Source organism: Aquimarina sp. EL_43 (genome assembly GCF_943422735.1).
Lineage (GTDB): Bacteria > Bacteroidota > Bacteroidia > Flavobacteriales > Flavobacteriaceae > Aquimarina > Aquimarina megaterium.
Genome location: NZ_CALSBR010000001.1, coordinates 2,406,111 through 2,419,474, shown reverse-complemented (window position 1 = coordinate 2,419,474; position 13,364 = coordinate 2,406,111). Strand labels below are relative to the sequence as shown.

The window sequence follows — 13,364 nt, the reverse complement described above, 5'->3', positions numbered from 1 at the left end:
TTTTTAGAAAAAATGAAAAGTTTATTTAAAATATATAAATCTCTGGTAATCGTATTCTTTTTACTATTCGCCTCTCAAATTTTTGCTAATCAACCATGTTGGTTCAAAGAGTTGTTAAAAGATTTAGCAAAGCCAAATGTTTCTCAAGAGTTTAAAACTTTCTTTAAAAATGCTCCTCAAGAAAATTATGATGCGTACAAAATATTGCATTATGCAAACAAGACAAAACTAAGGTATAATATCGACGCTCTGAACACAGTGAGGAGATTACGGTCAAGTGATGAGTTTGTAAATTTTGTTCAAGGGTTACAAATTCCTAACATAAAAAACATTGATGATTTCTTGGCAAAAGCCGCAACCTGGTATAACAAATCCAGTGGAGGAAAAGGATATGTTGCTGTTCTTAAGAATATGGAAGATTTTGTATCTACCTTGAGTAAATCCAATGTCCAATGCAATAATTGTGTTTATTTATTCAACAGGTTTATTGTAAATGATATTCCTACAGGAGTTAACAGACAAGCATGCTATTGGTTAATGGAAGATGTAGCTGCTAATCCAAACTTAGTGAAAAACAAAAAAATAGTAGTAGAACATCCTGTTACAGGACTTGATGGAACCACTCAAAGAGTCGATTTAAAAGTTGGAAACTCTCCTGGAATAAATCTAGAGTATAAATGGTTATCGAGTAATGCTCCATTAGGAAAAGACACCTTTATCCGAGAGTTCGTAAAAAGAGACATGCATTCTATTAACTCATTGGATGAAGTACAATGGCGTATTAAATGGAATACAAATCAAACTAATAAATTAACCAAAAATCAAGTTGTAAACTGGATAGAAAATTTAGATTTTCAACCTACTACCAATCTTAATTCCGTAAAAGACAAAATGATGCGGCTTTTTCAGAGTTACGGTCGTAAAAAAGATCCAAGCTTAACAATACTCGATTATGATGATTTAATTACTTTTTTAAAAAATAATGATGATTGGTTTTCGAAAATTTTCGTGAATATATGAAACTTGCAAATAGATTAGAAAACATATTTAGCTTTGACTTTTTCAATAATGAGCTTGTTTTTCAACAAGAAAGTAAATTAATATTACAACCTGAAGGCTCTATAATTGAAGAAGGAATTAGTTCATTTTTGGTTAAGAATAATAATCTAATTACGAATAATACAGAACAAATAAAGCTATACTTTTCAGATAAGTCCATAAATCTTAAGGGAACTTTTAGATTAGCAAATGGTTTTTTGGTAGATGAATTTTACTTTAATATAGGAAAAGTAAATAAAGAGCGAAAAACTTATGTAATAAACTTAGAAAGTGGTGAGATAAATGATTTTCCATCCAAACCATATTATCCTCATCAAATTCTAAAAAAAGATAGAGCATTTATTTTTTCTCAAAAAATAGAGTTTTATAATCCTTTTTCAGGTGAAGTTTTTTGGAATAAAGATATTTCTGAATTACTTAAAACAACTAACACTGAAATATATGGAAAGCCACAAATAATAAATAATAAATTATTCTTCTTTTTATTCGATAGTAGTCATCAAACCGATGAACGTATTGCACTTGGTTTAGATATAGAAACTAGAGAAATATTATGGGAAAGTGAAAATTTTGGTGGCTGGCTAATCACATTTGAAGATAAAATCTATGCTATCAAAGATAAACAAGTGCAAATTTTAAATCCTGAAACATTCGAGGTAACAAATTTAGATTTACGCGAAGAATTGTCTGTATTAGACAAGCAACTATACAAACCTGAAGACAAAATGACCTGGCAAGTGCCTTTTTCATTTTCCAATAGTACATATGTGATCAAAAACAACCATCTCTATTTTACACAAGAAAAGAATAACACAATTGGTATTATTGACCTACAGACTAAAAAATTATTGTGGCATACAGATATAGAAATAAATAGTGGAGATACAATCCCAATAATAACAGATATAAAAGTATATGATACAAGGTTGTACATTTTAGATTCGGGTAACACACTCCATATTTTTGAAAAAGATGAAATTATATAAAGAAAATAGATAACCACTTCACAAAGTTTCCAAACTTTGAGGAGTAACCAAAGGTAAAAAGTCAGACAATAAAAACATTAAACAATAGTAGAAAGTAAACCAAAATCGAATGAAAAACTACCATATACTCTTACTTACCCTGCTCCTATCGGTAGCCTGCTTTGCCAACACTGGTAAAGATTCGTTATCGGTTGCTAAAAAGAAAACGGCATCGTCGTTATATAAAAGCCCTATAACCAAAGGACTAGATTCATTGGCATTACAACGTTTAGCTGCTTTTAAAGCAAAACGGGTAAAGGATCAGGCGGGTAGTGCCTATGCTTTACGTAAATACGATACCAAGCAGTTTCGGTCTTTTCCAGAATTAGAAACCCCATCGACAGCTGCTCCGGCCGAGAATTTCTTTCAGGGACTAGCAGAGTTTACCAAAGATTATATTAAAAAAATCTATAAACCTACTCCAAAAACAGATTCTTTGGTGAGTAAAGCCAAAGAGCTATTTAAAGAAATAGAAAAGCAGGAAAATTTCATCAATATTATAAGTGGTCAAGAATTACTTCAATTTCCTGTTGGGATCAAAAAACAAGTATCTCCAAATTCATCGATTACTATTGGTATTGTAAAAGCCAAGTTACATGCCAACTATTCTGAAGTAGATTTATTTGCCAAACTTACATTGGGTGAATTAAGTACCGAATTGTTTTTTGGAGCCAATAATGTAAAATTGTCTCATGAAGGAGGAATATATGGTGAAGCACAATTAAACCTGTTAGGTGATTTTCCGATAGGGCAAAGTGGCGGACAATGGATTATCACTTTTAAAGGAGGATTAGAGAGTGATGGTAGTGCAACAAAACAAACGTATATCACCATAGATTGTACAGGTAAAGTAAAAGAAATAGCGTTAGAAGCCGATGTGCGAATTGCTAAAACAGTGGCAATCCCGCTAAATGATGATGGTACCAAAAAATTTCCAGGAGAAACAAAACCGCAAGACGGTAAAAATCCTGCCGGTAACGAAAGTTATGTAGGGGCTAGTTTCAGTTTTGTAGCTACCTCTTTACAAGATCTTTTAATCGAATTGGATTTACCAAAATTCGAACTTAAACCTCTACCGGGCTGGGCGTTCAAAATGCACAATGTAGTATTAGATCTTAGTGATACCAAAAACTCTCCGCTAGTAGATTTTCCTAAAATCTATGATGAGCAACAACTAATTCCTTCTAATCAAAAAGAATTATGGCGTGGCTTTTATGGTGATGAAGTAAGTGTTACCCTACCTCCAGAATTTCAGATTACAAAATCTGAAGAACGTATTTCTTTTGGTGCCAAAGGCTTACTCATCGATAATTTTGGAGTCTCTGGAAACTTTTTTGCATCCAATTTGTTTTCTATTAATGAAGGGAATGCAAGTAAATGGCAATATTCACTAGATTCTGTAAATGTAGATATACAAGTTAACCATTTTATAAAAGCTGATTTCAGCGGAGAACTGGTACTACCCATTAGTAAATCAGATTCTAGTAGTAATGGAGCTTTGGGGTATAAAGGATTGATTACAGCAGATCAACGTTATAGTGTTCGGGTAGAAGTAACAGATGATGTAGATTTTAATATTTTTAAAAGTAAAGCAAAGCTATTTCCCGAGTCCTACATAAAAATGGAAGTAGAAAACGGAAAGTTTTATCCCGAGGCTAACCTCACCGGGCTTATGGCTTTTAATAAAGCCCAAAAAGATTCTTTAAATGCCATATCATCACAAGATAAAAATAGAGATGCAAGTGATATAGAATCTCTTAATTTTGATGGTCTCTCCTTTCAAAATTTTAAAATTCAAACCAAAACACGTCCCTATCTCTCTATAAAATATATGGGATTCAAAGACACTATTGCATTACCCAAAATCGCAGGGTTTCAATTAGGGTTTTATGATATCAAAGCAAAAGTATATGAAGATGATCGTGCAGAAATAGGGCTTAATAGTTATCTCAATCTCGATAAATCAGGGATCAAAGGAGATGTTAGGCTTCGTATCATAGGCAAATTACAGGAGGGAGATTATTTAAAATGGCAATTCGACAAAATTGAAATCGATGAAGTTGAAGTCGATGTAAAACGTAAAAACTTTGAATTTTATGGTAAACTTGCCTTTTTTAGGGATAATCCAATATACGGAAAAGGGTTATCTGGTAAACTTAGACTATATGCCGAAAGCCTGAAAATCGAACTCGAAGCTAAAGGAATTTTTGGAAAACAAGATGATTTTAGATACTGGTATGTTGATGCATTTGGCAGGCCTCTTTCTAATAAGAGTACAAAGAGTTTAAAAATTCATGACATTGGTGGTGGGGTCTACCATCATATGCGAAAAGCAGGGATGGATGAACGTGCAGAAAGTATGTCTGGAATCTATTATCGCCCTGATGTAGATACCGAATTTGGTTTTAAAGCTATGGCTGCTTTTGAAGTAAAAAAATCAGCAACCTTTACAGGGCTTTTTGCTATTGAGATGAGTTTTAACAGCCCTTCTGCCGGAGGAGGGATTAGTAGATTAGGGTTCTACGGAGGCGCTGCATTAATGACTTCTGGAGGTAGTAGCGGTAGTAGCACTCCCTTTGGCACCGTAGATGGCATGCAAAAGAAATTAGCAGAAAAAGAACAATCAATCAGCAACTTCCATGAAATGTCTATTGATAAGGAAGGGATTAAATATTTTGCTACCGAAGTATTTCCGAATATCTTAACTGGTAAAGAACAGTTTGCTGCGCAGTTAGCCATTGATTTCGATTTTAGAAATGATACGTATTGGGGGATGTTTGATGTGTTCCTAAATCTTGGTCAAATTAAAGGTGCGGGAGAGAAAAATAGATTAGGGTATATAGAGTTTTATGATGCCCCAAATGATTGGTACATCTATATTGGTACTCCTACCAAGCGTTTTGGTGTCGCTGGTATCCCTATAGGCCCGTTTGATGCTGCATTTGATTTGTACTACATGACCGGGACAATCCTTCCTGACCCTGCTTTACCAAAACCAGAAGTTATAGATATTTTAAACCTAAGTGGAGATGAACTTCTTTTTGGTAGAAACTTTAATAGTCAATTAGCACAAGGTACTGGGTATGCTTTTGGAGCATATGTAGAAATAGGAAAAAGTTTCGATTGGGGAATTATCTATGCATCGGTAAGAGCTGGTGTTGGCTTTGATTTAATGCTCAAAGATTTTGGAGATGCTCATTGTAAAGGAAAAGCAGGACCATTAGGTATGGACGGATGGTATGCAACAGGACAGCTCTATGCATTTCTGCAAGGAGAAATTGGTGCGCAAATCAAAATTTTTGGCTTTAGAAAAAGAATTCCTATCCTAAAAGCAGGAGTAGCAGTTCTCGCACAAGGCCAATTACCAAACCCGTGGTTTGTAAAAGGCTATGCTGGTGTAAAAGTAAGAATATTAGGTCTTGTGACCGTACAGGCCCGACTTAAAGTTACTATCGGAGAAGAATGTGAAATTGTGGGTAAAACAGGACTACAGGAAGTAGTCATTATATCCGATATTTCTCCAGAAAATAACAGTGATAAAGTAGATGTATTCGAGGCAGTGCAGGTTGCTTTTAATGTACCTATTGGCCAAGTTGTAGAAATTAGTGATGATCTAGGAACTAAAAAATATCAGGTAGAACTCAAAGAAATTGCAATAAAAGATGGATCTACCACCCTTGCAGGGGAACAAGTATGGAATAGCAATAAAGATATAATGATCTTTGAACCAGACGATATTTTACCTCCCGAGAAAAAAATAACCGCTACGGTAAAAGTACAATTTAACGAATATAAAGGAGGACAATGGGTAGCCGTTATCGAAAATGGGCAACCTATAGTAGAAGAGAAAACAGTAAACTTTACTACAGGTAAAGCTCCTACAAAAATCCCATATAAAAATATCGAATATATGTATCCAATAGTAGATCAACGTTATGTTCTTCCTAAAGAAAGTAACACAGGATATGTACAGCTAGAACGTGGACAAGATTACTTATTTGGTACAGAAGGATTTAAAGACGAGTTATTCTTTATTACCGAAAATGGACAATCTATGAAAGTTCAGTTTTCTTATGACACTACAAACAATACATTAACTTTTCCTCTTCCCAAATTACCAAATGAAACAGGAATTGTTTATAAACTAATAACTTCAAAATTAAACTCGGGAAACAATGATGGTGGAGTTTCAGAAGAGACGTATACAAATGTGAGTGACGATGTGTCTATTTCTCAAAATACACTTACAGGAAATGCTTCTACGAATGCTTCTTTAACACGACTAGAATTCAATTTTAGCACAAGTAGATTTAATACCTTCAAAGAGAAAATAAGAGCGATGAATATAACGGACTACTATACTTTTATGGATGGTTCTTCTAATGCTGCACAAATGGAATTACGAATTGCAAAATTCGAACCTTTTGATGTTAATGAAGTGTTGGGTACTCGATATAGTTTAAACAAACCTTTAATGTCTGGTGTAGGAATGAAATCTGATTATTATTATGAAAAAGAAATTTATCCTCTCCTCTATCAAAACTATCCTTTGGATACTGATATTCGAGTAAATAGAGATGAAGCTATTTTAGGAACACCTCCAATGAAAAATATTAAGCCTTCTCTAACCTATAGCGAGTATGTTCAAAACAATCCAGAGAACACTTATTTAAAAGAACGTTTTCCTTTTAGATGGAACCTTGCTGCAGCATATAAAGAAGATTTTGTACATCTACAATATGTAGTTGTAAACAGGTATTTAAATACTAATCCAATAGACGCTAATGCTTATCAAAAATACAAGTATATCATAGAAGGTATATTCCCATATATTAATGTAGAAAAATACCAGGTAGAGTTTCAGTATACACTGCCAAGCAAAACATCTGGTAACAAAATTAAAGTAGATTATAAAAATTATTTTTAATGAAATAAGCATAGATAAAAAAATTCTATACCATTAAAATGATTACGATGTGATAACATCTAATAAATAGAAAAAACAAATAGATGAAATTAAAATATTGCATACTATATACAATATTACTTTTTGGAAGCTTAAGTATTAACATATCTGCACAAGAGAAAAGTGCAGAAGTTCCTAAAAAAATAGTAGTAAAAGCTTTCGCAAAAAAAGATGCAATACTATTGCGCTGGGCAGTAACTGATAAGTATGCCTGGAAATATAGCAATCAATACGGTTTTGTGGTAGAACGTACCACGGTTCTGCGTGATGGAAAACCTCTAACTAATCCTGAAAAGAAAATAATTTCTGGAGATACTATTAAACCCAGACCTCCTAAAGACTGGGAAAGTTTCATTCAAGAAAACGATATGGCAGCTATTGCAGCACAAGCAATTTATGGAGAAACTTTTCAGGTAGATAATCAAGAGGAGAATCAATTACTTAGAGTTTTTTATGAAAGTGAAGAGTTGGATCGTCGATTTGGATTTTCTTTATTCGCTATTGATCAAGATTTTGAAGTCGCTCAATATGCCGGACTGGGATATGTAGATACCGATGTTAATGAAAATGAAAAATACCTCTATAATATAAAAAGTGCTATTCCAAAAGAAAGAATAGAATTGGAGTCTTCTGGAGTATTTATTAGTACAAAAGATATTGAAGAACTACCTAAACCATCTGACTTTTTTGGGTATTTCTATAAAAATGCATTTGTGTTGGTATGGGAATACGACCAGCTACTACCCTACTATACGGCTTACAATTTGGAAAGATCTGAAGATGGTCAGGTTTTTAATAAAATCAATGATGTACCCATTACAAAATTAGCAGACACCCCATATTCTGGAGTTTCCTATACCGATTCTATACCTCAATACGGTAAAAAATATTGGTATCGCATTGTGGGTATCAATTATTTTAGTGAAACCAGCCCTCCATCTGATCCAGCAGAATTAATAGGGTTTAAAGAAATAAAAACTGAACCTGTATTTTCTGCTACAAATATTATTTCTGAAAATGAAGTAGAACTAGAATGGACTTTTGCCGAAGAAGAACAGTGGAAACTTAGAAAATATGAACTTTTACGTGCAGAAAAAGCAGTAGGACCATATAAAACTGTAATTGACAGTATCCCTCCAGATCAGAAAAAGATTACTTATGGTCCGTTATCTGATATTAATTATTTTAAACTCAAAGCTTTTGGGAAACATCAGGATTATAAAGAATCTCCTGCTACCATGGTACAACCTATAGATAGTATTCCTCCAAAAAAACCACAAGGTCTCGAAGGAATTGTAGATACATTAGGCGTAGTCGCACTAAAGTGGGTAAAAAACACTGAATTAGATTTAAAAGGGTATGATATTTTGAGAGCCTATCGTAAAGATCAGGAATTCACAAAACTAAATAAGGCTAATCTTATCAATGAAAGTTTTATTGATAGTATAGATATGACTTCTTTCGATAAAGCTGTTTACTACCGATTAATTGCAGTAGATAACCGTTATAATGAATCTGTACCTTCGGATACCTTAGTACTTAAAAAACCTGATCGTATACCTCCAACATCACCTGTATTTAAAACATATGAAATAAAAGAAGGTGCTGTCATTTTTTCATGGATTAACAGTTCATCTGATGATTGGGCAACCACTGTAGTATACCGAAAAAATGTAACAGATTCTGTAACTCAGCCTTGGGAGAAAATATATGAGACAAGTGTAGATTCTATCACTAGCTTTACAGACACAAAAGCTAATCCCGGTAGAAAATATCGCTACACCTTAATTACCGTAGACCAGAGTGGTTTGGAAAGTGAGCCAACCCCTCCAATAGTAATTAATATGCCCGGAAAATTAATACAACCTGGTGTAAAAGGATTGTATGCGACTGTAGATCGAGAACGCAAATTCGTACAACTCACCTGGCGTTTTAAAGAAGAGAGTGCTGTAGAGATACAGGTGTATAGAAAGAGTTTAGAAGATTCATATACCTTGTATAAAAGATTAGCACCAGAAGATAAACGATGGATAGACCAAAACCTAACTCCAAATACTACATATACATATGCATTTAAAGCAGTATTTAATGATGGTAGTGTGAGTGAATGGAAGGAGATTGAAGTAAGATATTAAAACCAGAAAATAAAATGAGGGTAATAATAATTACAATAACAGGGAAGTCGTATTTTTATTTTAAAAATACATTTCTCATTGTTTCTTTGTTTTTTTGTTTTTTTACGATACAAGGGCAACACAAATACAAAATAGAGTATGATCTTACCATGACTGCCCCAAAGCCTTTAAATAATGGCTTTGAAATTGTTCATTATGAATTAAGTGCATTTAATGACAATCAATTATTAGATAGAATATATTCTGCTAGCCCCATATATCTTAATCCTATAACAGAAACAAAAGATGAAGTTGTTGAGTACGCTAACCCTATCAATAGATTTGGTCATATTTCTGTAATAGATAGAATACATCCTTATCCAACTTGTGGATCTTATGATTATTATTACAATAATTATGACAACTCTTGTACTATATTTCAATATCTTGGTTTTTGTGAGACCCCAAAAGGTTTTGGAAAGATTTCTCCTATTGTCACTTTACAATCTCAAAATGCTAATCTTATTTCTAATGGTTTAAAAAAATGCGAAACACAATCGTTACAGGTTTTTGATTGTGGAACATTAATGAAATATTCTGTTCATTCTTTTGTAGGTGGTGTTCGAACCGAGCTTCTACCTTACGGTGAACATTCAGGAAATTTTACTTTTGATTATAATGATATTCCAAATGTAGGAACTGCACCTAATTTCCAAATTCAGGTCTATTATGTACAAAATCCAACTCAAAATAAAGATCGATCTGATCTAATTACATTATCATTTATTGATTGTTCTCCTGCGCTAAATGGCCCAATAATAGACATCCAACCTTTATGTAGTAATAGTATCAATCATAATGACAATGACAATGGTAGTTTTACTGTTACTTTTGATAGAGAACTTGATGATAGTGTTTCAGAAAAAATGAATCTACAGGTATATCGACAAGTGGGAAGCATCTTTGATGGTTATGCATCAAAAGTAGTAACTAAAAGTGATTTCACCGGGACTTCCTATACCTGGGAACCTAAAAACTTACCTGGTGGGGTCTATAAACTATTCTGGCAAACCAAAAGTAACAATGAAGGTTTTGATGATATTAATACAGTACCTGATGCCTATGATGAAAGTAATCCTTTTACACTAACTACTCCTCCCGCTTTATCTGTTAGTGGTACTCCTTCTCCCGTACAATGTTTTGGAGGAAATGACGGAAGTATTACAGTGACTCCAAATGGGGGAACACCAGGAACACCGCCTACATCACCTCGATACCAATATTCTATCGATAATGGAACTACATGGCAACAAGAAACTCTTTTTGATACTCTAACCAAAGGAGATTATACCATTCTTATCAAAGATAATAATGGTTGTGAAGCTACTAGTGCACCCATAACTGTTAACGAACGATTCCTAACCATACCAGATGTAGTGGGGTTGTCTGCACTCATCACCAACCCTACTCTTATTAATGGAAATAATGGACGTATCGCAATCTCTGTATCTAGTGGATCTGGGAACTATACAAACTATGCCTGGACCAAAGATGGAAACCCTTTCACACCTCCTTCTGGGTCTACAAATACAAATATCATCAATCTCTATGAAGGGGTTTATACCATCATAGTAACCGATAGTAATGGATGTAGTTCTGATATCGAAACATTCACTCTTACAGATCCTGAGCCCATCCAGATCACTATCAATATGACTCCTAACACTGTTAATTGTTCGGATACAAAAGTCAACCTTATCGCCAGTGCAATCGGTGGATTCTTAAACTCTGGTGGTGACTACTCGTATCTATGGGATGATGGAACATCGGGAGCTTCTCTAACCAATGTAGGAATAGGAACCTACCAGGTAACTGTCTCTGATCAAGGAGGAAATAGCCTATCTAAATCTTTTCAGGTACAAGGACCTGAGCCTATAACAGCCATACCTGCTGTAAGTAATGTAGGATGTAAAAATGGAAGTGATGGAACCATACAATTAACCATTAACGGAGGTACAGGACAATATACCGTAAACTGGACTAAACTATTCGATAATACATTCAACAAATCCGGAGCCAGCATAACCGATCTCTCTGCAGGATCATATGAGTATACCATTACTGATCAAAATAACTGTACCATCAATAATTTTGGAACTCCAATAGAAGTCACAGAACCTCCTATAGGAATAGAAGTCTCTGAAGTTATTGCATCGCACATAGACAATATCGTATTTGGAGGTAATATAGGAGTTCTCGAAATCAATATCATCAATAATCAGGGAACACCACTATTCAATTGGTTTAAAGAAGGAAACCCTTTCACTCCTCCTAACGGATCTACCGATACCAAATTAATCAACCTGGAAGCAGGAAACTACTCTATTGAAGTCACCGATATTGATGGCTGTATAGCAACATTAACTCAACCTATTGTAATCACACAACCAGATTTGTTAGAAATACAAAATACTACAATTACCAATGTTAGTTGTAAAGATCTTGATGATGGAAAAATTACAGTAAATGTAAGTGGAGGGGTTCAACCTTATACCTACCTATGGACTAAACAAGGAGATCCTTTATTCTCCAGACCCGATGATCCTACTATAGACGGCTTACAACCTGGTGCATACACAGTCTCTATAACTGATGATAGTAATGTAGAAATATCATCGGGAGTATATAACATCACACAGCCAGATCTGTTGGAAATCAACATCGTAAGTACAACTCCCGTACTTTGTCCCGAAGACAATACAGGAGCTATCAATGTATCTATTGCCGGAGGAACTCCTCCCTACACCATACTCTGGGAAGATGGACAAACTACTCAAAATATCCAAAACCTAACTGTAGGACAATACAATATCATGGTACAGGATGCTAATGGATGTACTACCGATAAAACAATACCGGTAATCAATCAGGATAATCAAATTCAGATTCAAAATGCTTCTTTAACTAATGTATCTGCTTATCAAGGAAATGATGGAAGAATCCAACTACAACTCTCAGGAGGATTGCAACCCTACACGATAAACTGGATAAGACTCTCTGATAATACCAATATTGGAAATACCACAGTTATAGATAACCTGATCGCTGATCAATATCAAGTTCGTATTACCGATGCTAATGCCTGCACAATTCAGCAAACTTATGAAATAACACAACCCGATATCGTAGATGTGACTATCAAACCACTGGTATGTAACGGGGATTGTGATGCAGAAATCGAAATTGAAGTAAACAAAGGAAATGGTAATTTTACCTATCAATGGAATACCGGAGAGACTACAGATAAAATAACAGGATTATGTGCTGGATCATATACTGTAACCATACAAGGGTTTGGAAACAAAACTTTAGTAAGAACCTATCAAATTACAGATCCTAAACCAGTCGATATTAACCTGGGAGACGATCAGTTTATTTGTTTAGGACAAACCGCTTCATTCTCTGCTCTAATCAATGACCCTAACGCAACATATCAATGGACAGCACAAAATGGATTCTCTAGTAACTCACCCCAAATAACAGTCGATCAACCCGGAGAATATACTGTAACTGTAACTAATACAAAAGGATGTACAGCAACCAGTAGTGTAGTCCTGCATCAAGTCGATGCCCAAATTAATGCAGAATTCCTATATGCAAGTCAGGTATTTACCAATGAAAAATTTGTAATCATAGATGTAACTCATCCTATACCTGATCAAATTCAGTGGGTAATGCCAGAACAAGCCTCTATAGTTACACAAAATCAAGATCTTATCGAAATCTACTTTGAAAAACCAGGAGAATATGACATCTCGATGATATCCAAACTAGGAAATTGCCAGGAAGTATTTACCCAAAAAATAATCGTCTTAGAAAAAGAAAATCTAGATGATCAAACAGAAGAAGAACTAGAAGAACAGTTAAGCAATATAAAAGAATTTAGTATATACCCTAATCCTTCTGATGGAAAATTCTTTGCAAAAGTAACCCTGAAAGAACAAAAAGATATCAGTATCAAAATATTTAGTTTGGCAAACAATACCATATTAGATCAAAAGAAACAATCTGGTAAAAAACAATATGAAATCCCTTTTACTCTACAAATGCCTTCCGGAATATATGCCTTGGTACTAGAGACTCCGTATGGAAATCATATCAGGAAAATAATGATAAGGTAATAACTATTATTTTAAAACA

General features: G+C 34.2%; 5 protein-coding genes. All 5 read left to right on the top strand.

Going from position 1 to position 13,364, the window contains the following annotated elements; translation table 11 throughout:
• Positions 1-12: 12 nt before the first annotated feature.
• The 5 genes from NNL09_RS10415 (at position 13) to NNL09_RS10395 (ending at position 13,345) form a co-directional block, all read left to right on the top strand.
• A complete protein-coding gene (locus NNL09_RS10415) occupies positions 13-1,020 on the top strand; it encodes a hypothetical protein (protein WP_196911165.1) in 1,008 nt (335 codons plus the stop codon).
• Positions 1,017-2,045 (top strand): PQQ-binding-like beta-propeller repeat protein, encoded by a 1,029-nt coding sequence (locus tag NNL09_RS10410; protein ID WP_196911166.1) that lies wholly within the window; start codon positions 1,017-1,019, stop codon positions 2,043-2,045. Before NNL09_RS10415 ends, NNL09_RS10410 begins: the two co-directional genes overlap by 4 nt.
• A 109-nt stretch (positions 2,046-2,154) precedes the next feature.
• On the top strand, positions 2,155-7,011 hold the full coding sequence (locus NNL09_RS10405) for a hypothetical protein (protein ID WP_196911167.1): 4,857 nt from the start codon (positions 2,155-2,157) through the stop codon (positions 7,009-7,011).
• Positions 7,012-7,094: 83 nt separating this feature from the next.
• A complete protein-coding gene (locus NNL09_RS10400; RefSeq protein ID WP_196911168.1) occupies positions 7,095-9,185 on the top strand; it encodes a fibronectin type III domain-containing protein in 2,091 nt (696 codons plus the stop codon).
• A 14-nt stretch (positions 9,186-9,199) separates the two neighbouring features.
• Positions 9,200-13,345 (top strand): PKD domain-containing protein, encoded by a 4,146-nt coding sequence (locus NNL09_RS10395; protein ID WP_254514241.1) that lies wholly within the window; start codon positions 9,200-9,202, stop codon positions 13,343-13,345.
• Positions 13,346-13,364 lie beyond the last annotated feature (19 nt).